This is a genomic window from Massilia sp. BSC265 (genome assembly GCF_000740675.1).
Classification (GTDB): Bacteria; Pseudomonadota; Gammaproteobacteria; order Burkholderiales; family Burkholderiaceae_D; genus Telluria.
In genome coordinates this window covers 370270-389816 of the sequence record NZ_JPXI01000042.1, presented here as the reverse complement: position 1 = coordinate 389816, position 19547 = coordinate 370270, and the positions used below count along the sequence as shown (strand labels likewise).

Annotated in this window: 26 protein-coding genes; 1 reads left to right on the top strand and 25 read right to left on the bottom strand. The window is 64.2% G+C overall.

Going from position 1 to position 19547, the window contains the following annotated elements; genetic code table 11:
- Positions 1 to 60 precede the first annotated feature (60 nt).
- Positions 61 to 444, top strand: coding sequence for a hypothetical protein (locus MA09_RS22820; protein ID WP_152594765.1), 384 nt, complete (start codon positions 61 to 63; stop codon positions 442 to 444).
- Positions 445 to 456: 12 nt separating this feature from the next.
- Here the strand turns inward: MA09_RS22820 and tatC are convergent, their stop codons facing one another.
- The 25 genes from tatC to MA09_RS22695 all read right to left on the bottom strand — a co-directional run bounded on the left by tatC (position 457) and on the right by MA09_RS22695 (position 19459).
- On the bottom strand, positions 457 to 1212 hold the full coding sequence (gene tatC / locus MA09_RS22815; RefSeq protein ID WP_036253418.1) for a twin-arginine translocase subunit TatC: 756 nt from the start codon (positions 1210 to 1212) through the stop codon (positions 457 to 459).
- Positions 1213 to 1722 (bottom strand): Sec-independent protein translocase protein TatB, encoded by a 510-nt coding sequence (tatB, locus tag MA09_RS22810; RefSeq protein WP_036253416.1) that lies wholly within the window; start codon positions 1720 to 1722, stop codon positions 1213 to 1215. It lies immediately after the preceding gene.
- Positions 1723 to 1731: 9 nt separating this feature from the next.
- Complete coding sequence (gene tatA, locus MA09_RS22805; protein ID WP_036253414.1) at positions 1732 to 1971, bottom strand: Sec-independent protein translocase subunit TatA; 240 nt, start codon at positions 1969 to 1971, stop codon at positions 1732 to 1734.
- Between the two features lie 126 nt (positions 1972 to 2097).
- Positions 2098 to 2472: a histidine triad nucleotide-binding protein gene (locus MA09_RS22800; RefSeq protein ID WP_036253412.1), complete on the bottom strand. Its 375-nt coding sequence runs from the start codon at positions 2470 to 2472 to the stop codon at positions 2098 to 2100.
- A gap of 142 nt (positions 2473 to 2614) precedes the next feature.
- Positions 2615 to 2953 carry a phosphoribosyl-ATP diphosphatase gene (locus MA09_RS22795; RefSeq protein ID WP_036253409.1) on the bottom strand — a complete coding sequence of 113 codons (339 nt, stop codon included), beginning with the start codon at positions 2951 to 2953 and terminating at the stop codon, positions 2615 to 2617.
- Complete coding sequence (gene hisI / locus MA09_RS22790; RefSeq protein WP_036253406.1) at positions 2946 to 3359, bottom strand: phosphoribosyl-AMP cyclohydrolase; 414 nt, start codon at positions 3357 to 3359, stop codon at positions 2946 to 2948. The genes MA09_RS22795 and hisI overlap by 8 nt, the downstream gene beginning before the upstream one ends.
- 3 nt (positions 3360 to 3362) lie before the next feature.
- Positions 3363 to 4124 carry an imidazole glycerol phosphate synthase subunit HisF gene (gene hisF / locus MA09_RS22785; protein ID WP_036253403.1) on the bottom strand — a complete coding sequence of 254 codons (762 nt, stop codon included), beginning with the start codon at positions 4122 to 4124 and terminating at the stop codon, positions 3363 to 3365.
- 5 nt (positions 4125 to 4129) lie between these two features.
- The gene (gene hisA, locus MA09_RS22780) at positions 4130 to 4906 is read right to left on the bottom strand and encodes a 1-(5-phosphoribosyl)-5-[(5-phosphoribosylamino)methylideneamino]imidazole-4-carboxamide isomerase (RefSeq protein ID WP_036253400.1); all 777 of its coding nucleotides are present in this window, start codon (positions 4904 to 4906) and stop codon (positions 4130 to 4132) included.
- A gap of 40 nt (positions 4907 to 4946) precedes the next feature.
- Positions 4947 to 5588 (bottom strand): imidazole glycerol phosphate synthase subunit HisH, encoded by a 642-nt coding sequence (gene hisH, locus MA09_RS22775; RefSeq protein WP_036253398.1) that lies wholly within the window; start codon positions 5586 to 5588, stop codon positions 4947 to 4949.
- A gap of 19 nt (positions 5589 to 5607) precedes the next feature.
- Entirely contained in the window at positions 5608 to 6198 is a 591-nt protein-coding gene (gene hisB, locus MA09_RS22770; protein WP_036253395.1) for an imidazoleglycerol-phosphate dehydratase HisB, read from the bottom strand.
- 53 nt (positions 6199 to 6251) lie between these two features.
- Positions 6252 to 7340, bottom strand: a complete 1089-nt coding sequence (gene hisC / locus MA09_RS22765) for a histidinol-phosphate transaminase (protein WP_036253393.1) — start codon at positions 7338 to 7340, stop codon at positions 6252 to 6254.
- Positions 7337 to 8179, bottom strand: a complete 843-nt coding sequence (locus MA09_RS22760; protein ID WP_036253391.1) for a site-specific DNA-methyltransferase — start codon at positions 8177 to 8179, stop codon at positions 7337 to 7339. The genes hisC and MA09_RS22760 overlap by 4 nt, the downstream gene beginning before the upstream one ends.
- Positions 8176 to 9498 (bottom strand): histidinol dehydrogenase, encoded by a 1323-nt coding sequence (hisD, locus tag MA09_RS22755; protein WP_036253389.1) that lies wholly within the window; start codon positions 9496 to 9498, stop codon positions 8176 to 8178. The genes MA09_RS22760 and hisD overlap by 4 nt, the downstream gene beginning before the upstream one ends.
- Positions 9499 to 9504: 6 nt before the next feature.
- Positions 9505 to 10179 carry an ATP phosphoribosyltransferase gene (gene hisG, locus MA09_RS22750; RefSeq protein ID WP_036253387.1) on the bottom strand — a complete coding sequence of 225 codons (675 nt, stop codon included), beginning with the start codon at positions 10177 to 10179 and terminating at the stop codon, positions 9505 to 9507.
- A complete protein-coding gene (gene murA, locus MA09_RS22745; RefSeq protein ID WP_036253384.1) occupies positions 10176 to 11432 on the bottom strand; it encodes a UDP-N-acetylglucosamine 1-carboxyvinyltransferase in 1257 nt (418 codons plus the stop codon). Before murA ends, hisG begins: the two co-directional genes overlap by 4 nt.
- Before the next feature lie 2 nt (positions 11433 to 11434).
- Positions 11435 to 11671 (bottom strand): BolA family protein, encoded by a 237-nt coding sequence (locus MA09_RS22740; protein WP_036253382.1) that lies wholly within the window; start codon positions 11669 to 11671, stop codon positions 11435 to 11437.
- A gap of 21 nt (positions 11672 to 11692) precedes the next feature.
- On the bottom strand, positions 11693 to 12454 hold the full coding sequence (locus MA09_RS22735; RefSeq protein WP_081897780.1) for an ABC transporter permease: 762 nt from the start codon (positions 12452 to 12454) through the stop codon (positions 11693 to 11695).
- Between the two features lie 2 nt (positions 12455 to 12456).
- On the bottom strand, positions 12457 to 13392 hold the full coding sequence (locus tag MA09_RS22730) for an ABC transporter ATP-binding protein (protein ID WP_036253377.1): 936 nt from the start codon (positions 13390 to 13392) through the stop codon (positions 12457 to 12459).
- A gap of 240 nt (positions 13393 to 13632) precedes the next feature.
- Positions 13633 to 13902 carry a lipid asymmetry maintenance protein MlaB gene (locus tag MA09_RS22725; protein ID WP_036253375.1) on the bottom strand — a complete coding sequence of 90 codons (270 nt, stop codon included), beginning with the start codon at positions 13900 to 13902 and terminating at the stop codon, positions 13633 to 13635.
- Positions 13902 to 14534, bottom strand: a complete 633-nt coding sequence (locus MA09_RS22720; protein ID WP_036253372.1) for a phospholipid-binding protein MlaC — start codon at positions 14532 to 14534, stop codon at positions 13902 to 13904. Before MA09_RS22720 ends, MA09_RS22725 begins: the two co-directional genes overlap by 1 nt.
- Positions 14535 to 14639: 105 nt before the next feature.
- Positions 14640 to 15452 carry a VacJ family lipoprotein gene (locus MA09_RS22715; protein ID WP_051933713.1) on the bottom strand — a complete coding sequence of 271 codons (813 nt, stop codon included), beginning with the start codon at positions 15450 to 15452 and terminating at the stop codon, positions 14640 to 14642.
- The gene (gene mlaD, locus MA09_RS22710; protein WP_036253367.1) at positions 15449 to 15922 is read right to left on the bottom strand and encodes an outer membrane lipid asymmetry maintenance protein MlaD; all 474 of its coding nucleotides are present in this window, start codon (positions 15920 to 15922) and stop codon (positions 15449 to 15451) included. Before mlaD ends, MA09_RS22715 begins: the two co-directional genes overlap by 4 nt.
- A gap of 22 nt (positions 15923 to 15944) precedes the next feature.
- A complete protein-coding gene (mlaE, locus tag MA09_RS22705) occupies positions 15945 to 16727 on the bottom strand; it encodes a lipid asymmetry maintenance ABC transporter permease subunit MlaE (protein WP_036253818.1) in 783 nt (260 codons plus the stop codon).
- A complete protein-coding gene (locus tag MA09_RS22700) occupies positions 16727 to 17533 on the bottom strand; it encodes an ABC transporter ATP-binding protein (RefSeq protein ID WP_036253365.1) in 807 nt (268 codons plus the stop codon). The genes mlaE and MA09_RS22700 overlap by 1 nt, the downstream gene beginning before the upstream one ends.
- A 453-nt stretch (positions 17534 to 17986) precedes the next feature.
- Positions 17987 to 19459 carry a helix-hairpin-helix domain-containing protein gene (locus MA09_RS22695; RefSeq protein WP_036253362.1) on the bottom strand — a complete coding sequence of 491 codons (1473 nt, stop codon included), beginning with the start codon at positions 19457 to 19459 and terminating at the stop codon, positions 17987 to 17989.
- Between the last annotated feature and the right edge of the window lie 88 nt (positions 19460 to 19547).

Sequence of the window (19547 nt, the reverse complement as noted above, 5' to 3'; positions counted from 1 at the left end):
TGACGGACGCACTCCCGCCAGTTTTCCTCTTGTTTGAACCAGTTCACGAACGAATACCGCATGCAGAGCACGGTGCCGCTGCTGCGCATGATCATCCAGCAGTCCAACTGCTTCGTCATCGTCGAGCGCGGGCAGGCCTTCCGCAGCATGCAGGGCGGGCGCGCCCTGATGGAATCGGGCGAACTGCGCAAGACCGGCAATGTTGGCAAGGGCATGATGGCCGCCGCCGAGGGCAGCGCGCAGAACTGGGACTTCGGCATGCTGGCCGTCTTCTTCAAGGGCGGGCTGGCGGGCGCGCACGGCTTCAGCAACTCGCCCCAGGGCAAGGTGCTGGCTGCTTCCTTCATGGATTCGTACAACCAGATGGTGAAGGCGGTGCGCGCCTACAAGGCCCAGTCGGTGGAGGGTGGACTGGGCAATGGCGGGGTGCTGCGGTCGAACTGAGGTCGAACCTGCTTACGCGTGCTCTTCGGGAGCGCGCGTCATGCGCGCAAATATCGGCGCCACGATCAGGCCCAGCTCGTAGAGCAGGCACATCGGGATGGCCAGCGCCAGCTGGCTGACCACGTCCGGCGGAGTCACGATGGCGGCGATCACGAAGGCGCCGACGATCACGTAGGAGCGGATTTCCTTCAGCTTTTCGATGCTGACGATGCCCATGCGCACCAGGATCACCACCGCCACCGGCACCTCGAAGGTGAAGCCGAAGGCCAGGCACATCGACATGACGAAATCGAGGTAGTTCTCGATGTCCGGCGTCACCGCGATGGAAGATGGCGCGAACTCCCCGATGAACTGGAACACCCGGCCGAACACGAGGAAGTAGCAGAAGGCCACGCCGGCGATGAACAGCAGCGAGGACGAGATGACGAGGGGCAGCACCAGGCGCTTCTCGTGCGCGTACAGGCCGGGCGCAACGAAGGCCCACAGCTGGTAGAACACCCAGGGAAGCGCCAGGATGAAGGCCAGCAGCAGGGTGACCTTCATCGGCACCAGGAAGGGCGAGATCACGCCGGTGGCGATCATGGTGGAGCCTGCCGGCAGCGAGGCGACCATCGGCGCGGCCAGCAGGTCGTAGACCTGCGAGGGTCCTGGCCAGATGAACAGGGCCACGCAGGCAATGGCGATCCCGATCGAGGCCTTGACCAGGCGGTCACGCAGTTCGACGAGGTGGGAAATGAAGGTTTCTTCGCCTGCGGCTTCTTCGGTCATCTAGAAAAAGGATGTCTTGGATTTGCTTGAACCCGGCCGGAACTTACGCACGCGCGCCGCGCCGGAGAGCACATGGGTCTTGCCGCCGTTGCGGTGCTTGTACCAGGCCGGCACGCTTGATGTGCGCACGAGCTTCTTGCGGCGAAAGTCGCGCGCCTTGCGCTCGATGTCGGCGGTGCTGACGAAGGAGGACGTGCCGGAGGAGGAAGGGGAGGAAGTGTGCTCCCTGCCGTCCCACAGCGCCTCGACTTCGTCGACGTGGCTGGCCATGGACTGCTCCACCTCGTCCTTGAACGATTGCGCGCTCTCGTGCACTTCCTTGTGCAGGTTGCGCAATTCGTCGAGCTCGATCTCGCGGCTGACCTCGGACTTGACGTCGCTGAGGTAGCGCTGGGCGCGCCCGTACAGGGTGCCCGCCATGCGCGCCACCTTGGGCAGCTTTTCAGGGCCGATCACGATCAGCGCGACAACACCGATGATCGCCAGCTTCGACAGTCCGAGATCGATCATGCCCGGATATCAATGACGGGTCTTGTCGCGGGTTTCGACGTCGATGGTGGTCTTGTCCGCCACCTGCTGCGGCGGCTGGGTGGCCGAGGCGTTTGGGTTCGCCTTGTCTTCCTCACCCTTCACGCCATCCTTGAAGCCCTTCACGGCCTTGCCGAGGTCACCACCGATGTTGCTGATTTTCTTGGTGCCAAAAATCAGCATCACGACGACCAGGACAATCACCCAGTGCCAAATACTCATCGAACCCATGTTTATCTCCTAGCAAGGCGCATTGCGCCTGTAATTCGGGAAAGCGTACGTTTCAGTATACGCTATGCAGACGCTGTTGCCTTACTTCTTGCCTGCATTAAAAGTTTAGTTGCATCCAGGTAGCGTTCAGGTACCCAGTCCGCGCCATGGGCGCTTGCCGCCGTACATGTGCAGGTGCAGGTGGTAGACCTCCTGCCCGCCGTCCGGTCCGCTGTTGATCAGGGTCTTGAAGCCACCGCTGTGTCCGCCGTTACCGTCGGACTTGACGGCAACACGGTGCTCTTCTGCAAGCTTCGGGGCCAGCATCAGCATCTTGCCCAGCACGGCCGCGTGTTCGTCGGTGCAGTCGGACAGGGTGGCCACATGCTGCTTCGGGATCACCAGGAGGTGCACCGGAGCGGCCGGGTTGATGTCCTTGAAGGCCAGCACGTCGTCGTCTTCATAGACGACGCTGGCCGGAATCTGCTTGGCGACGATCTTGCAAAAAATGCAGTTGTCCATCTTGTCTCCAGATCTTTGTTACAGCGTTCCCTCAGAGGAAGCCTGTGCATCCTACCGGCACCGCATGACATCGGTATGACCGCGTATGCCTGATTATGACATCGCCAGCAGGCATGGCAAGCATGAGTAGGCGCTTACTTTGTTATTCCTTGCGCGCGGCTTTTTCATCGATGCCGGATACGCCTTCGCGGCGCGCCAGCTCGTCGATCACCTGTTGCGGGCTCAAGCCGAATTGCGCCAGCAGCACCATCGAGTGGAACCACAAGTCGGCGGTCTCGTACAGCACCTTGGAGGCGTCGCCGGAGACGCGCGCGTCCTTGGCGGCCATCACGGTTTCGGTGGCTTCCTCGCCGATCTTCTTCAGGATGGCGTCGTCGCCCTTGCTGAACAGCTTGGCGACGTAGGAAGTAGCGGGGTCGCCGCCGGCTGCCGGCTTGCGCGACTCGATGGTGGCCGCAACGCGGGCCAGGATGTCACTCATGGGATTTCTTGTTCGGGGAATAGATGGTGTCGGGGTCCTGCAGCACGGGTTCGGTCGCCTGCCAGTCCTCGCCGTCGAATTTCTGGAAGAAGCAGGAGTGGCGCCCGGTATGGCAGGCAATGCCGCCCTTCTGCTCGATCTTGAGCAGCACGACGTCTTCGTCGCAGTCGAGGCGCATCTCCAGCACTTTCTGGGTATGGCCGGACTCTTCGCCCTTGTGCCACAGCTTCTTGCGCGAGCGGCTCCAGTAGACGGCTTCGCCCAGCTCTGCCGTCTTCGCGAGCGCCTCGCGGTTCATCCAGGCGAACATCAGGATGTCGCCGGTGGCGGCTTCCTGGGCGATCACCGGCACCAGGCCGTTCTCGTCCCAGCGCACCTTGTTCAGCCATTTGGCATTGCTGGCCATTGCTTACTCCAGGCGCATTGGGATGCCACGCTCGGCCATGAAGCGCTTGGCTTCGCCCACCGTGTGCTGCCCGTAGTGGAAGATGCTGGCGGCCAGTACCGCGTCGGCATGGCCTTCGAGGATGCCGTCGGCCAGGTCCTCTAGGGAACCGACGCCGCCCGAGGCGATGACAGAAATGCCGACCGCGTCGGACACGGCGCGGGTCAGGCCCAGGTCGAAGCCGGACTTGGTGCCGTCGCGGTCCATCGAGGTGAGCAGCAGTTCGCCGGCGCCGAGCGACTCCATCTTGCGGGCCCATTCGACAGCATCGAGGCCGGTCGGGTTGCGCCCGCCATGGGTGAAGACTTCCCACTTGCCGGGTGCGACCTGCTTGGCGTCGATCGCCACCACGATGCACTGCGAACCGTGCTTCTGCGAGGCGTCGAACACCAGCTGCGGGTTGGTCACGGCCGAGGTGTTCATCGACACCTTGTCGGCGCCGGCGTTGAGCAGGCGCCGCACGTCCTCGACCTTGCGCACACCGCCACCGACGGTGAGCGGGATGAACACGGTGGAGGCCACGGCTTCGATGATCGGCAGGATCAGGTCGCGGCCGTCGCTCGAGGCGGTGATGTCGAGAAAGGTGATCTCGTCGGCGCCTTGCCCGTCATAGCGGCGTGCGATCTCGACCGGGTCGCCGGCGTCGCGCAGCTCGGTGAAGTTGACGCCCTTGACCACACGGCCGCCGGTAACGTCGAGGCAGGGGATGATGCGTTTTGCGAGCATACGGCTTAGGCCTGGGCACCCTCGGTCAGTTCGTCGGCGCGTTCCTGCGCCGAAGTCAGGTCCAGCGTGCCTTCGTAGATCGAACGGCCGCAGATCACGCCCTCGATGCCTTCGTCCTGCACCGCGCACAGTGCTTCGACGTCGGCCAGGTTGTGCACGCCGCCCGAGGCGATGATCGGGATCTTGACGGCCTGGGCCAGCTTGACAGTCGCCTCGATGTTCACGCCGGCCATCATGCCGTCGCGGCCGATGTCGGTGTAGACGATCGATTCGACGCCATAGCCTTCGAACTTCTTGGCCAGGTCGATGACTTCGTGGCCCGACATCTTGCTCCAGCCATCGGTCGCGACCTTGCCGTCCTTGGCGTCCAGGCCGACGATGATCGAGCCCGGGAAGGCGCCGCAGGCATCGTGCAGGAAGCCCGGGTTCTTCACCGCGGCGGTGCCGACGATGATGTAGGTGATGCCGTCGTCCAGGTAGCGCTCGATGGTGTCGAGGTCGCGGATGCCGCCGCCCAGCTGGACCGGGATCTCCTCGATGCCCATCTCTTCGGCGTAGTCCTGCACGGTTTTCAGGATCGACTTGATCGCCTCCTCGTTCTTCGGCTTGCCCGCGAAGGCGCCGTTCAGGTCGACCAGGTGCAGCCGGCGCGCGCCCTTCTTCAGCCAGTGCAGCGCCATTTCGGCGGGGTCTTCGGAAAACACGGTGGCGAGGTCCATGTCGCCCTGTTTCAGGCGGACGCAGTGACCGTCTTTCAGGTCGATGGCAGGGATCAGCAGCATGGTGGTTGTGGGTTGATTGACGTCGGGTTCAAAGGAAAACTCACGGATTCCAGTGGATGAAATTGCGGTACAGGCGCAAGCCGGCGGCTGCGCTCTTTTCAGGGTGGAACTGGGTGGCGACCAGGTTGTCGCGCGCGACGGCACAGGTGTACATGCCGCCATAGTCTGCTTCACCGATCGTGTCGGCTGCCTGCTCGGGCACGGCATAGTAGCTGTGCACGAAATAGAAATAACTGCCGTCCTCGACGCCTTCCCACAGCGGGTGGGCGCGGGTCTGGCGCACGCGGTTCCAGCCCATCTGCGGCACCTTGAAGCGCGAGCCGTCGCCTTGCCGCTTGCCGTCGAGCTGGAAACGGACGACGCGGCCCGGCAGCAGGCCCAGGCCCGGCGTGCCTTCGTTTTCTTCGCTCTCGTCGAACAGCATCTGCTCGCCGACGCATACGCCCATCACCGGACGGGTCTTGACGGCGCGCAGCAGGGCCTCTTCGGCGCCGGATTCGCGCAGGCTGCGCATGCAGTCGCGCATCGCGCCCTGGCCCGGCAGCACGATACGGTCGGCAGCAATGATGTCGGCCGCCTTGTTCGACACCAGGATATCGGCCTCGGGCGCAGCGGCGCGCAGCGCCTGCGCGACCGAGCGCAGGTTACCCAGGCCATCGACCACCACAATCTTGTTCGTCATGATCTCAGTTTAGCGGAGCTTACAGGCTGCCTTTGGTCGAAGGGATGATGCCGGCGGCGCGCTCGTCCAGCGCGGTAGCCATGCGCAGCGCGCGGCCGAAGGCCTTGAACACGGTCTCGCACTGGTGGTGGGCGTTCACGCCGCGCAGGTTATCGATGTGCAGGGTCACGCCGGCGTGGTTCACGAAGCCGCGGAAGAATTCGCCCGTCAGGTCGACGTCATAGGTGCCGATCATGGCGCGGGTCCATGGGATGTGCATTTCCAGGCCCGGACGGCCCGAAAAGTCGATGACCACGCGCGACAGCGCTTCGTCCAGCGGCACGTAGGAGTGGCCGTAGCGCACCATGCCTTTCTTGTCGCCCACGGCCTTGGCCACCGCCATGCCGAGGGTGATGCCGGTATCCTCGACGGTGTGATGCGCATCGATGTGCAGGTCGCCGACGGCTTCGACTTCGAGGTCGATCATGCCATGGCGCGCGATCTGGTCGAGCATGTGGTCGAGGAACGGGACGCCGGTGTTGAGCTTCTGGCGGCCGGTGCCGTCGAGGTTGATCGCGACGCGGATCTGCGTCTCGTTGGTGTTGCGCGTGATTTCGGCGGTGCGGGTCATTGCTGGGGCTCGTCGTTGCGGCCTTCCGGATGGAAGAGCTGCGTTCGTAGGGACTATAAGGACGCTTTCAGGGCATTCAGGAATGCGGTGTTTTCTTCGGGCGTGCTGACCGTGACGCGGATGCAGTTGGTCAGCATCTTGTCCATTTTACCCAAATTCTTAATCAGCACCTTTCCGGCGCGAAGTTCCGAGCAGACCTTCTCTGCATCCGGCACGCGCATGGAGATGAAATTCGCCGCCGATGGAAACACTTCGACTCCCGGCAGAACCGCCAGTTCGGCGGCCAGGCGCGAACGCTCGGCGTTCAGCAGCTCGGCCTGCCGGTCGAGCACGTCGAGGTGGTCGAGCGCGAACTCGGCCGCGAGCTGGGTCAGCACGTTGACGTTGTAGGGTGGGCGCACCTTCTCGAACTGCTCGAGCAGCTTCGCATCACCCGACAGGTAGCCGAGGCGGATGCCGGCCAGGCCCAGCTTGGACAGGGTGCGCATGACGACCAGGTTCGGGAACTCGGGCAGGCGGCCCATGAAGCTCTTCTTGGCGAAGGGCTGGTAGGCCTCGTCCACCACCGCGATGCCGGTGTCGCCCAGGGCGCGGATGATGGCCGCCATGTCGTCGGCGTCGAACAGGTTGCCGGTCGGGTTGTTCGGGTAGGCCAGGAATACCAGCGCCGGCTGGTAGCGTTCGATGGCGGCCAGCATGGCAGGCAGGTCGAGCGAGAAGTCGGCCTTGACCGGCACGCCGACGAAATCCGCTCCTGCGAACTGGGCCGAGCGCGAGAACATCACGAAGGCCGGGGTCGGCGCCAAGATGACCGCCCGTTTGTCCTGGCGCGCCACGGCGGTGGCCATGATCGAGATGAGCTCGTCCGAGCCATTGCCGAGCAGGACATCGTAGCCCTGTGGGACGCCGAGCCCGGCGCAGATCTTGCCCTTGAGTGTCGCGTAGGAAGCGACCGGGTAGCGGTTCAGCGCGGCATCGGCCAGGCGCTGGCCCAGTTCGGCGCGCAGTTCTTCCGGCAACTGGTAGGGGTTTTCCATCGCGTCGAGCTTGATGTAGCCGCTCGCATCCGGCACGAAATAGCTGGCGATGTCGCGGACGTCTGCGCGGATGGTGTTTTCGATCAGCTTGTCAATCGTGGTCATGCGGTTTCCTCGTTCAGGGGGCTGCTCTTCGCGGCTGCCTTACGCTTTTTGCTCAGTTGCTTGCTTATCTTGCCCGCCACCGGCACTTCGGGCGCGGCCAGGCGCTCACGGATGATGTCGCAGTAGGCAGGATTCAGTTCGAAGCCGGTGAAGTGGCGCCCCGCCTGGCGCGCGGCGATGGCCGTGGTGCCGCTGCCCATGAAGGGGTCGAGCACGATGCCGCCCGCCGGGCACGAGGCCTTGACCATGCGCTCGATGATCTCGAGCGGCTTCTGGGTCGGGTGGTCGGCGCGTTCCGGATGCTCACGATGCAGGCGCGATACGCTCCACACGTCCTTCGGGTTGTAGCCGACTTCGAGCCACTTGGCGCCGATGAAGATCGAGCGCGAGCGCGCCTTTTTCGTCTCCGGATCGTAGGGGATGCGCACGGCGTCGAGGTCGAAGTAATAGTCCTTGCGGTTTACGAAGAAACCGATGGTATCGTGCACCGACGAGAAGCTGCGCACGCTGCCGCCCATCGAGGGCACGCGGCGGTCCCAGATGATTTCGTTCATCATCGTCATGCGTTTCTTCAGCATGACAAAAATCTCCGGCGCGAAGCGCCAGGTCAGGAAGATGTACAGGCTGCCGTTGGGTTTCAGCTTGGGCAGCGCGGCATCGATCCAGCGCTCGGTCCAGGCGAGGTATTCCTCGACACCCTGCTGGTCCGACGTATTGCCGTAGTCCTTGCCGAGGTTGTAGGGCGGATCGGTCAGGATCAGGTCGATGGACGCATCCGGGATGCGCGCCATCCCGGCAAGCGCATCCTCGCAGAAGACCTGGTCGACCCAGGTGCTCATGATTTCTTGATTCGAAGTTCTGCGCTGCGGGCGTGCGCCTGCAAGCCTTCGCCGTAGGCCAGTTCGGCCGCCACCTTGCCCAGCGTCTGGGCGCCCTGCTCGCTCACCTGGATCACCGAGGAACGCTTCTGGAAGTCGTACACGCCCAGCGGCGAGGAGAAGCGCGCGGTGCGCGAGGTCGGCAGCACGTGGTTCGGGCCGCAGCAGTAGTCGCCCAGCGACTCCGACGAGAAGCGGCCGAGGAACATGGCGCCGGCGTGACGGATCTGGTCAGCCCACCTCAATGGCTCTTCGGCAGAGATTTCCAGGTGCTCGGCGGCGATGGCGTTCGCGATTGCACAGGCTTCTTCCATGTCGCGTACCTTCACCAGGGCGCCGCGGTCCGTGAGTGAAGTGGTAATGGTCTCGGCGCGCGGCATGGTCGGCAACAGCTTGTGGATGCTGGCTTCCACGCGCGCGATGTAGTCCGCATCCGGGCACAGCAGGATGGCCTGGGCCAGCTCGTCGTGCTCGGCCTGCGAGAACAGGTCCATCGCCACCCAGTCCGGATCGGTGGTGCCGTCGCACAGCACCAGGATCTCGGACGGCCCGGCGATCATGTCGATGCCGACCACGCCGAACACGCGCCGCTTGGCAGCGGCCACATAGGCATTGCCCGGGCCGACGATCTTGTCCACGGCCGGGATGGTCTCGGTACCGTAGGCCAGCGCGCCCACGGCCTGGGCGCCGCCGATGGTGATCACGCGGGTCACGCCGGCAATGGCGGCGGCGGCCAGCACCATCTGGTTCTTCACGCCGTCCGGGGTCGGTACCACCATGACGATCTCCTGCACCCCTGCCACCTGCGCAGGAATCGCGTTCATCAGGACCGACGAGGGATAGGCGGCCTTGCCGCCAGGGACGTAGATGCCGACGCGGTCCAGCGGCGTCACGCGCTGGCCCAGCACGGTGCCGTCGGCTTCGGTGAAAGTAAAACCGTTCAGCTCCTGCTTCTGGCGCTCGTGGAAGACACGGATGCGCTCGGCGGCCGTGCGCAGCGCATTGCGCTGGGCTTCCGGCAGCGAGGCCAGGGCGGCTTCCAGTTCGGCCTGCTTGACGTCGAAGGCCGCCATCGAGGTGGCGCCGCCGTTCGGGATGCGGTCGAACCGGTTGGTGTATTCGAGCACGGCAGCATCCCCGCGATGCTTCACGTCCGCCAGGATCTTCGCGACGCTGGACTCGATGGCGTCGTCGGTTTCGGCCTCGAAGGCCAGCAGCGCATCGAGCGTCTGCTTGAAGTCGGGGGCGGTGGAGTCGAGCTTGCGGATCCGTACTGCCATGATGCTTTAGCCTTTTGCTTGGGATGCCCGTTGGAAGGCATCGAGGATGGGTTGCAGGCGCTCGCGCTTGAGCTTGAGCGCGGCCTGGTTGACCACCAGGCGCGAGGAGATGTCCATGATCTTTTCGACTTCGACCAGGTTGTTGGCACGCAGGGTGCCGCCGGTCGAGACGACGTCGACGATGGCGTCGGACAGGCCGACCAGCGGCGCCAGTTCCATCGAGCCGTACAGCTTGATCAGGTCGACGTGCACGCCCTTGCTGGCGAAGTGCTCGCGCGCGGTGTTGACGAACTTGGTCGCCACGCGCAGCCGTGCGCCCTGGCGCACGGCGGTCTCGTAGTCGAAGCCGGCGTTCACCGCCACCGACATGCGGCAGCAGGCGATGCGCAGGTCGATCGGCTGGTACAGTCCTTCGCCGCCATGCTCGAGCAGCACGTCCTTGCCGGCCACGCCGAAATCGGCCGCGCCATGCTGGACATAGGTCGGCACGTCGCTGGCGCGCACGATCAGCACGCGCACGCCCGGGTCGTTGGTCGGCAGGATCAGCTTGCGCGAGGTTTCCGGATTCTCGGTGACGGTGATCCCGGCCGCCGCCAGCAGCGGCAGCGTGTCTTCGAAAATACGGCCCTTGGAGAGGGCCAGGATCAGGCCCGGCTCGACAGATTTGCTTGTAATAGTCATTCCTTGATACGCACGATGTCGGCGCCGACCGCCGAGAGTTTGACTTCCATGCGGTCATAGCCGCGGTCGAGGTGGTAGATGCGGTCGACCAGGGTGGTGCCGTGCGCCGCCATGCCCGCGATCACCAGCGAGGCCGAGGCGCGCAGGTCGGTCGCCATCACCGGCGCACCCACCAGGCGGTCCACGCCCTTGATGAAGGCGGTGTTGCCCTCGGTGGAGATCTGGGCGCCGAGGCGGTTCATCTCCTGCACGTGCATGAAGCGGTTCTCGAAGATGGTCTCGGTGACGCGGCTCGGGCCGTCGGCCAGGATGTTCACTGCCATGAACTGCGCCTGCATGTCGGTCGGGAAGCCCGGGTATTCCGTGGTGCGGAACGAGACCGGATGCGGACGGCCGTCCATGCGCGCGCGAATGGTGTCGCGGCCCACGTCGAGCTGCAGGCCGATCTCGCGCAGCTTGTCGAGCGCGACGTCGAAGATGTCGGTGCGGGTGTTGCGCAGCATGATGTCGCCGCCGGTGGCCGCCACCGCGCACAGGAAGGTCGCGGCTTCGATGCGGTCCGAGATCACGGCGTGGCTGGCGCCATGCAGGCTTTCCACGCCCTGGATCACCAGGCGGTCGGTGCCGATGCCCTCGATCTTGGCACCCATGGCCACCAGCAGGTTGGCCAGGTCGGTCACTTCCGGCTCGCGCGCGGCGTTTTCCAGCACGGTCTCGCCTTCGGCCAGGGTGGCGGCCATCAGGAGGTTCTCGGTGCCGGTCACCGTGATCATGTCGGTGTGGATGCGTGCGCCCTTGAGCTTGCCCTTGGTCCTGGCATGGATGTAGCCGCCCTCGATGGTGATCTCGGCGCCCATCTGGCGCAGGCCCTTGATGTGCTGGTCGACCGGACGCGAGCCGATCGCGCAGCCACCCGGCAGCGAGACCTTGGCCTGGCCGAAGCGCGCCAGCAGCGGGCCGAGCACCAGGATCGAGGCGCGCATGGTCTTCACCAATTCATACGGTGCTTCCAACGAGGTGATATTGGCGCCGTTCAGGGTGACGCGTTCGTCGTCCTGGGTCACCTTCAGGCCGGTCTGGGCGAGCAGCTTGAGGATGGTGCGCACGTCGTGCAGGCGCGGCACGTTCGACAGTTCGACGTCGCCGCTAGTCAGCAGGCCGGCGCACAGGATGGGCAGCGCGGCGTTCTTGGCGCCCGAAATGGAGATGTCGCCATTCAGGCGCTTGCCGCCATTGATCTGCAGCTTGTCCATGTTTAGCCTCCGTACTCTTCGGGAGTAAGGGTTTTCATCGACAGCGCGTGGATCTCTTCACGCATGCGGTCGCCGAGCGCGGCGTACACCAGCTGGTGGCGCTGGATCGGGCGCTTGCCGGCAAAGCTTGGGGACACGATGACTGCCGTGAAATGCTGGCCGTCGCCTTCCACCTCCAGGTGGGTGCATTCGAGGCCTGCGCTGATGTAGCTGTGGATCAGTTCGGGTGTAGTCGACACGAGGAAACTCCAGTGAATTCTTTAGTGGCGTAGCTTGTAGCCACGCTTGAGCATATTGATCGCAATGGCCGCCAGCACCACGAAGAACACCGACACGATGGCCAGGCTGGTCCAGGGCGAGACGTCGGACTTGCCGAAGAATCCATAACGGAACCCGTCAATCATATAAAAGAACGGGTTGAAATGCGAGACGGCGAGCCAGAATGGCGGCAGTTTTTGGATGGAATAGAACACCCCGGCCAGGAAGGTGGCCGGCATGATCAGGAAGTTCTGGAAAGCGGCCAGCTGGTCGAACTTCTCGGCCCAGATGCCGGCAATAACGCCCATGGTGCCGAGGATGGCGGCGCCCAGGAAGGCGAACACCAGGATCCACAGCGGCGCAACAAAAGTCAGGTGGGCAAACCAGGCCGTAATGACGAACACGCCGAAGCCCACCACGACGCCACGCAGCACTGCCGCCAGTACATAGGCCGACAGGATCTCGGCATGCGACAGCGGCGGCAGCAGGATGAACACCAGGTTGCCGGTGATCTTGGACTGGATCAGGGACGAGGACGAGTTGGCGAAAGCGTTCTGCAGCACGCTCATCATCACCAGGCCCGGGATCAGGAAGGCGGTGTAGCTGACGCCGTCCAGCATCTCGACGCGGCCGTCCAGCACGTGGCCGAAGATCAGGAGGTAGAGCATGGCCGTGACGACCGGCGCAGCGATGGTCTGTGTCGCCACTTTCCAGAAGCGCAGCGATTCCTTGTAGAACAGGGTGCGGAAACCGACGGAGAACAGGCTCACTGCGGGCCTCCCGGCTGCGGGTTCAGCTGACTGCTGCCAACGATCTGCAGGAAGATGTCCTCCAGGTCGGCCTGTTCCAGCTGCATCTCGTCGATCACGGCGCCGTTCGCGCGCAGGCTGGCCAGGATCGGCTCGACTTCGTTGACGTCGTTGACGCGCAAGGTATAGCGGTTGCCGTTGGTGTGTTCGTCATGGGAGACCAGGTGGCGCAAGCCTTCCGGCAAGTCGCCGCTTTTCAGGTGGACGACGAGCTGCGAGCCCGACACGCGGCGCAGCAGCGCCGACATGGTGTCCAGCGCCACCACCTCGCCCAGTTTCAGCATGGCCACGCGCTGGCACATGGCCTGCGCTTCTTCCAGGTAGTGGGTGGTCAGGACCACGGTGTGGCCTTCGCGGTTCAGGCGCGAGATGAACTTCCACAGGGTCTGGCGCAGCTCGACGTCGACGCCGGCGGTCGGCTCGTCCAGCACGATGACCGGCGGCTTGTGCACCAACGCCTGTGCCACCAGCACGCGGCGCTTCATGCCGCCCGACAGGGCGCGCATGTTGACGTCGGCCTTGTTGGTGAGGTCCAGGTTGTGCATGACCTCGTCGATCCAGGCGTCGTTGTTCTTGATGCCGAAGTAGCCCGACTGCAGGCGCAGGGTCTCGCGCACGGTGAAGAAGGGATCGAACACCAGTTCCTGCGGCACTACGCCCAAGCGCTTGCGCGCTTCGCGGAAGTCGCTCACGACGTCATGGCCATGGATCTTCACGCTGCCCACGTCCGGGCGGATCAGGCCGGCCACGGTGGAGATCAGGGTGGTCTTGCCGGCGCCGTTGGGGCCGAGGAGGCCGAAGAACTCGCCTTCCTCGACGTTCATCGAGACGCCCTTGAGGGCCTTGAAGCCCTTGTAGCTTTTCTCGACGCTGTTAATCTGGATCGCTGTCATTCTTGTTGGGAGGCGGCGCGAACGCGCCAGGCCGTGCGGGGAAACGACCCATTATAGGGGAAATCGACAATGCAAGAGGCCGGCGGGGAATTTTGCTGCGAGGAGAGTTTCGTAGGGTGGGCGGCTTGTGTTCTGGTCCACCGGACCAGAACACCCCACGCGGTGATAGGTAGGGCTTTCGGTGCCGCGCCGGTCTTTCAACCGCCAACAATCACCGCGTGGGCGGGAGACCCGCCCACCCTACCGAATCAGCTGGTCCACGCCATACAGCGCGGCCAGCTTCTGCACGTTCTGGGGCACGTTGATGAAGGTGAGACGCTGGCCGGCCTTCTGGGCGCGGCGCTGCCATGCCAGCAGCAGGGCGACGCCGGACGAATCGGCGGCGCCGACGCCGGCCAGGTCGAACACGGTTTCGCCGGCCGCGATCGCTGCGCAGCCCTGCTCCAGGGCGCCACGGGCGCTCTGGAAGGTCAGGGCATCGAGCGAGAGCATCGGATTGGCTTCGGCCATTACTTCGGCGCCTTCAGCGGCTTGGCAGCCAGCTGCTGGTTACGCTCGGCCAGCTTCTTGATCAGGCCATCGATGCCGCCCTTGCTGATCTCGCTGGCGAAGGTGCTGGTGTAGGTCTGGACCAGCCACGCGCCCAGCACGTTGATGTCGTAGATCTTCCAGCCCTGCGGGCCGTTGGCCAGGCGGTAGTTCAGGGTGATCGGCTCGCCGCGGGCAACCTTCACCTGCGAACGCACTTCCACGTCGGTGGCGCCTGCTTCGGCGCGCATCGGCTGGAATTCCACGGTCTCGTTCTTGATCTGCGACAGCGCGCCCGAGTAGGTGTAGACCAGCAGGGTGGTGAATTCCTTGGTCAATGCCTTTTGCTGCTCCGGGGTGGCCTGGCGCCAGAAGCGGCCGGCCGCCTGCTGGGTCATCTTCTGGGTGTCGACGTGCGGCAGGATCTTGGAATTGACCAGGTCCATGATCTTGTTGCGGTTGCCGGCCTGGATGTCCTTGTCGGCCTTGACGGTCTCGACGACGTCGGCGCTGATGCGCTTGACCAGCGCATCCGGCGCTTCGGAGGCAATGGCCGAGGTGGCGAAGGCAATGGTGGCGCTTGCTGCTGCGATCAGTTGGATGATGGGTTTCATGTGGTTTCCTTGTCGTTGGGTGGCGCGCCGTTACTGTGCCGGCGCGGCAGTCCCCGGTTAACTCTTCTTGCTACCTTACGGATGACACCGGTATGTAAGGACTTGTTACTTCGCCGGCGGCGCAGGCTGTGCGGACGGCTCGGCCGCTTTGCCAGCCGGGTCCGCAGCCGGTTCGGCATTGCTGGTCGCCTCGTCGGCATGATCGTCGGCCTGGCGCGGCACGTTGCCGTCGTAAACCTGGCTCTGGCGGCGCTGCATGTAGCCGTCGCGGATGAACTCATAGCGGTCCAGGGCGGCGTCTTCCAGCAGGTTGCCCGCATCCAGCAGGGTGGCACGCTTGTCGACCACGCGCACCGCGGCGCCGATGTTGCGCCAGTTGTCTGGACGCTTGTACTTCCAGATGTCGCCGCCGAAGTCTGCCGGCAGCGCGGCGGTGTCACGCACAGTAGATGGGCCCAAAACCGGCAACATCAAGAAGGGACCGCTTGGAACGCCCCAGACGCCCAGGGTCTGGCCGAAATCCTCGTTGTGTTTCTGGATGCCGGCTTCCGAGGCGATGTCGAGCAGGCCGAAGATGCCGAAGGTCGAGTTCACGGCAACACGGGTAACGTCGCCCATGCCGGCTTCGGCCTTGCCTTGCAGCAGGTTGTTCACCGCGCTCCAGGCATCGGACAGGTTGCCGAAGAAGTTGTTGACGCCAGTCTGCACGAAGCTTGGCGTGACGTTCTTGTAGGCGGTGGCGGTCGGCTTCAGGACGGTGCGGTCGACCGCGTCGTTGAAGCGGAACACGGTGCGGTTATAGCCTTCCAGCGGGTCCTGCGGATTCTGGGTCGTGGCGCAGCCGGTCAGCAGCATGGCTGCGGCGATTGCCGCAAGCCCATGAATACGGCCGGTGGTACGGTGTGGTGCGTGCTTCATTCACTACCTTCCTTTCCTTCGGCGGCCTTGCTATAGATGAATTGGTTGATCAGGTCTTCGAGCACCGTCGCCGACTGGGTGCGGTTGATGCGGTCGCCGTCGACCAGATTCTGGGTGTCGCCACCCGGTTCGATGCCGATGTACTGCTCGCCCAGCAGGCCGGCAGTCAGGATCTTGAGCGAACTGTCTTTAGGGAATTTATAACCTGGCTCCATATCGAGGCGCACGTTCGCCTGGTAGGTCTTGTCGTCGAAGGTGATTTTCCCCACGCGGCCAACCACCACGCCGGCGCTCTTGACCGGCGCCTGCGGCTTGAGGCCGCCGATGTTGTCGAACTTGCCGGTCACGGCATAGGTCTTGCTAAACGAGATCGTGCTCATGTTGCCCGCCTGCAGGGCCAGGAACAGCAGCGAGGCCATGCCCAGCAGGACAAACAGGCCAACCCAGACGTCGATAGTTTTGCGGTGCATACGAATACCCTAGTAACTCTAATTATTTATTGAACATCAGTGCGGTCATGATGAAGTCCAGGCCCCAGACCATCAGCGACGCGATGACGACGGTACGCGTGGTCGCGCGCGACACGTCCTCCGGGGTCGGCTTGGTCTGGTAACCCTGGAACAGCGCCGTGAACGTGACCGCGATACCGAAGATAAAGCTTTTCAAGACACCGTTCAGTACGTCAGCGCGCACATCCACGCCGGCCTGCATCTGCGACCAGAAGGCGCCTTCGTCTACGCCGATCAGTTGCACGCCGACCAGGTAGCCGCCGAACACACCCACCGCCGAGAAAATGGCGGCCAGGACGGGCATCGCAATGACCCCGCCCCAGAAGCGCGGCGCCAGCACGCGCTGGACCGGGTTGATCGCCATCATTTCCATGGCGGACAGCTGCTCGCCGGCTTTCATCAGGCCGATCTGGGCGGTGAGCGAGGTGCCGGCGCGGCCGGCGAACAGCAGCGCGGTCACGACCGGACCGAGCTCGCGCACCAGGGCCAGCGCCACCACCTGTCCCAGCGCCTGCTCGGCGCCGTACTGGTTCAGCGTGTAATAGCCCTGCAGGCCAAGCACCATGCCGACGAACAGGCCGGACACGATGATGATCACCAGCGAATAGTTGCCGATGAAGTGGATCTGTTCCGAGATCAGGGACGGGCGCCTGAAGGCGCCGGGCGAGACGCCGAGCAGGTTGAAGAAGGCGCGAGTAGCGAAGCCGACACTCCCGATGGCTTCGCGCACGGTACGGCCGATGGTTTCCAGGAAGCGCGTGATCATCATTTGCGCACGCCTCCCAGGCCGAGGTCGTCGGCCAGCGACTTGCCCGGATAGTGGAAGGGCACCGGGCCATCCGGCGCGGCATTCACGAACTGCTTCACGTAGGGGTCTTCCGAGACGCGCAGCTCGGCCGGCGTGCCTTCGGCAACGATCTTGCCCGCCGACATGAAATACACGTAGTCGGCGATTGCGAAGCACTCGTGCACATCGTGTGACACCAGGATCGAGGTCGAGCCGAGGGCGTCGTTCAGGTTGCGGATCAGGTTGGCAGTAACGCCCATCGAGATCGGGTCGAGGCCGGCGAAGGGCTCGTCATACATGATCAGTTCGGGGTCGAGCGCGACGGCGCGGGCAACGGCAACGCGGCGTGCCATGCCGCCCGAGATCTCGGCCGGCTTCAGGCGGTGCGCATTGCGCAGTCCCACCGCATTGAGTTTCATGAGCACCAGGTCGCGGATCACTTCTTCCGGCAGGTCGGTGTGCTCGCGCAGCGGGAAGGCGACGTTGTCGAACACCGACAGGTCGGTGAACAGCGCGCCGAACTGGAACAGCATGCCCATGCGACGGCGCAGGCGGTACAGACCTTCGGTATTCAACTTGTGCACGACTTCGCCGCCCACGCGCACCTCGCCGCGCTGCGGGCGGATCTGGCCGCCGATCAGGCGCAGGACCGTGGTCTTGCCACAGCCCGAACCGCCCATGACGGCCACGAGCTTGCCGCGCGGAAAGTCCATGCGCAGGTTCGACAGGATGGAACGCTCTCCGTACGCAAAGTGCAGATCGCGGATTTCAACTAGGTTGGACACAGCGTGTTTGATATTTAGGTAATCCGTTATTGTAGTGCAGAAAGCTTAAGCCTCGCTTGAGGTGGCCCATTTTGCGTCGCTGTCTCGACGTCCCATTACAACAAAATTGACCGCTGAGTCAGATATTTTGTCGCGTAAGATGCTGTTTTTAAAGAGATATGTATATTGCGCAATCTTACTGTTAATTGCACAGAAGCAATATATTCCTCAGCGCAACTATTTTTGCTGTCGTTCGACACGGCCGTGCCGGCGGCCCAGCGCGTCGGATGTGACGCACTGCAATAAACCACAGCCTAGGGAAACTGTTTAACTTTTGGTCGTGCGGGTACGCACATAAGTCCCCTGATCAGCAGCGAATCAGCCTGAGTGTTGGGTCGCGCCCACGGTATGCGGCATGGGCGAAAACGCGGCCATGGACACCGGGCCCTTTGCTGCGGTTCCGCCCACCAGGGCTTATTCGCGCAAATTCGGGCCGAGCTTGCTGGCTGCCTGGGCCATTGCTTCGAGGGAAGGGGTCAGCGCGGGAGCGAGTCCGGCCCGCGCCGCGAAGTCCTGGATGCTACGGAAATTCCCGCCTGTGGCGCGGCTTTGCAGGGCGCGTCCGGCAGCGCTGCCATCGATGCCCGGCAAGGCGAGCAAGTGCTCCTGCTCCGCGGTATTCAGGTCGATGAGCATGCTTTCTGCACCGGGCAGGAGCAGCCACAGCGCCGGCCCGGCGTGTGCGGCCAGGCGTTCCGGCTGGGCCGTCACCTGCTCCAGCTCGGCCGCAAACTGCTTGCGCACCGCCTGCAGCAAGGGCACGAAGGCGGCCCCATCGCCGACGCGTCCCGGCCGCGCCAGCGCTTCGGCCGCGGCGGCCAGTTGCGGCGAGGCCAGCGCGCCATGGCTGACCTCCATCAGCGTCGCAATGAAGCGCCTGCCCTGCTCCGGACTGGTGCGCAGCAGCGCCTGCGCCAGGGCCGGCACGAGCGGAGTGCTCGCACCGAGGGGCTCGGCCGACAGCGCGTGCAGCGCTGCGAACATCGGCGCATAGCGCGCCTCCAGCCCGGCATCCTGCCCAGGCGGCGGCACCAGATGGCGGTAGAAGAAGGTGGCGACCACGCCCTCGGAGGCGAGCATCTGCGCCGGATTCTTCAGGCGCGCGCGGTCGAACAAGGTGGACAGCTGGCGAGCCTGGATCGGATCGTCCATGGAAGGGAGCGGCACCTGGGCATGCACGAACCAGTTGCGGCGCATGCCGTCGATGCGTGTCGCACGGTCCAGGTTGCTCAACCAGAGCGGCAGATAGGGCTTGCCTTCCAGGCCGGCATCCTCGGCTCGCAGGCGCTCGTTCCGGGTGAAGCGCCGTGCCAGCCCCTGGAAGTGGATCGCCCAGCCTTCGTCGAAGGCGGTTTGCTGGTCCGTGATGCTGAAGCTGTGGTGCGGCGTGCGCGAGTAGCCGTGCGGCAGGTTCGGCAGGAGGCGGCGCAGCATCACGTGTCCCAGCTCGTGGGCGAAGATTTCCTCGAAACTGCCATCGGCGACACTGCCGGCATCGACCACCAGGTCGACCATCGGCTCGTCCACCCAGCGCAGCTTCCCGCCTTCGTCGAGCCAGAAGCCGCGCCGCGCGAAGCCGCCGTCTTCCTGCGACAGCATGAGCCAGGTGGTGCGCCCCGGTTGCCCGGCGCCGCGCATCGCCAGTTCGTCCAGCGCCAGCGCGGTGGCCGTGAAGCCGTGCCGGGCTTCGTGCTGGATGGCCTCGAACAGCTTGCCTCCGTGGATCCGCTTCACCACGGGCGCTTCGGCCTTGCTGCCGGGAATGGGACGGGTCAGCATGCCTTGGGCACCGGACAGCGGCACCAACACGCCCAGCTCGGCGGCACCGGCGAAGCTGGTGACGAATGCCGCAACAAGAGAAATGGATTGGAGCAAGTACTTCAGCATGAGGTCGCCTCGCAAAAAAAAAACAGCGCGAGGATAGCGGGTTTCCATGCAGTCGTGTCAACAATCGAATATGTACGACCGGCGCCGG

Bases quoted from the DNA above. Each gene is read 5' to 3' on its own strand.
- MA09_RS22820 (WP_152594765.1), top strand. From the start codon at position 61: ATGCAGAGCACGGTGCCGCTGCTGCGCATGATCATCCAGCAGTCCAAC.
- tatC (WP_036253418.1), bottom strand. From the start codon at position 1,212: ATGACCGAAGAAGCCGCAGGCGAAGAAACCTTCATTTCCCACCTCGTC.
- tatB (WP_036253416.1), bottom strand. From the start codon at position 1,722: ATGATCGATCTCGGACTGTCGAAGCTGGCGATCATCGGTGTTGTCGCG.
- tatA (WP_036253414.1), bottom strand. From the start codon at position 1,971: ATGGGTTCGATGAGTATTTGGCACTGGGTGATTGTCCTGGTCGTCGTG.
- MA09_RS22800 (WP_036253412.1), bottom strand. From the start codon at position 2,472: ATGGACAACTGCATTTTTTGCAAGATCGTCGCCAAGCAGATTCCGGCC.
- MA09_RS22795 (WP_036253409.1), bottom strand. From the start codon at position 2,953: ATGAGTGACATCCTGGCCCGCGTTGCGGCCACCATCGAGTCGCGCAAG.
- hisI (WP_036253406.1), bottom strand. From the start codon at position 3,359: ATGGCCAGCAATGCCAAATGGCTGAACAAGGTGCGCTGGGACGAGAAC.
- hisF (WP_036253403.1), bottom strand. From the start codon at position 4,124: ATGCTCGCAAAACGCATCATCCCCTGCCTCGACGTTACCGGCGGCCGT.
- hisA (WP_036253400.1), bottom strand. From the start codon at position 4,906: ATGCTGCTGATCCCTGCCATCGACCTGAAAGACGGTCACTGCGTCCGC.
- hisH (WP_036253398.1), bottom strand. From the start codon at position 5,588: ATGACGAACAAGATTGTGGTGGTCGATGGCCTGGGTAACCTGCGCTCG.
- hisB (WP_036253395.1), bottom strand. From the start codon at position 6,198: ATGACCCGCACCGCCGAAATCACGCGCAACACCAACGAGACGCAGATC.
- hisC (WP_036253393.1), bottom strand. From the start codon at position 7,340: ATGACCACGATTGACAAGCTGATCGAAAACACCATCCGCGCAGACGTC.
- MA09_RS22760 (WP_036253391.1), bottom strand. From the start codon at position 8,179: ATGAGCACCTGGGTCGACCAGGTCTTCTGCGAGGATGCGCTTGCCGGG.
- hisD (WP_036253389.1), bottom strand. From the start codon at position 9,498: ATGGCAGTACGGATCCGCAAGCTCGACTCCACCGCCCCCGACTTCAAG.
- hisG (WP_036253387.1), bottom strand. From the start codon at position 10,179: ATGACTATTACAAGCAAATCTGTCGAGCCGGGCCTGATCCTGGCCCTC.
- murA (WP_036253384.1), bottom strand. From the start codon at position 11,432: ATGGACAAGCTGCAGATCAATGGCGGCAAGCGCCTGAATGGCGACATC.
- MA09_RS22730 (WP_036253377.1), bottom strand. From the start codon at position 13,392: ATGACAGCGATCCAGATTAACAGCGTCGAGAAAAGCTACAAGGGCTTC.
- MA09_RS22725 (WP_036253375.1), bottom strand. From the start codon at position 13,902: ATGGCCGAAGCCAATCCGATGCTCTCGCTCGATGCCCTGACCTTCCAG.
- MA09_RS22720 (WP_036253372.1), bottom strand. From the start codon at position 14,534: ATGAAACCCATCATCCAACTGATCGCAGCAGCAAGCGCCACCATTGCC.
- MA09_RS22715 (WP_051933713.1), bottom strand. From the start codon at position 15,452: ATGAAGCACGCACCACACCGTACCACCGGCCGTATTCATGGGCTTGCG.
- mlaD (WP_036253367.1), bottom strand. From the start codon at position 15,922: ATGCACCGCAAAACTATCGACGTCTGGGTTGGCCTGTTTGTCCTGCTG.
- mlaE (WP_036253818.1), bottom strand. From the start codon at position 16,727: ATGATCACGCGCTTCCTGGAAACCATCGGCCGTACCGTGCGCGAAGCC.
- MA09_RS22695 (WP_036253362.1), bottom strand. From the start codon at position 19,459: ATGCTGAAGTACTTGCTCCAATCCATTTCTCTTGTTGCGGCATTCGTC.